Raw genomic sequence first — 240 nt, 5'->3', positions numbered from 1 at the left:
CAGGCGAAACAGTGTCAGGTGTTCCCCATGAGCTGTTGTCAAGATTTCTTGTGGCTATGTTATCCCACATTTCCTGCTCTGTATAGAAGATAGCGTCAAAGTCACAAGTTTCATTACTATATTGTTGAAGTTCCTTAACCACTCTGTCTATATCATTCTGTGTCAGCTTAAACTTTGGTTTAGCAGTTGTAGTTGTAGTCGGCTTTGGCTTCGGAGCTTGCGTTTTCTTTGCTGTTGTGG

The 240-nt window shown here is 42.1% G+C and carries 1 protein-coding gene; it reads right to left on the bottom strand.

Annotation, left to right across the window (positions count from 1 at the left end):
* Positions 1 to 240, bottom strand: a 240-nt coding sequence (locus QVO88_RS08480; protein WP_288177921.1) for a hypothetical protein, incomplete at both ends; no start/stop codon positions are given.

Source organism: Ruminococcus sp. CAG:57, from assembly GCF_000435935.1.
GTDB classification, from domain to species: Bacteria; Bacillota; Clostridia; order Oscillospirales; family Ruminococcaceae; genus Hominimerdicola; species Hominimerdicola aceti.
Note: the sequence above shows the minus strand (reverse complement) of the source record. Positions and strands in the feature narration are given on the sequence as shown.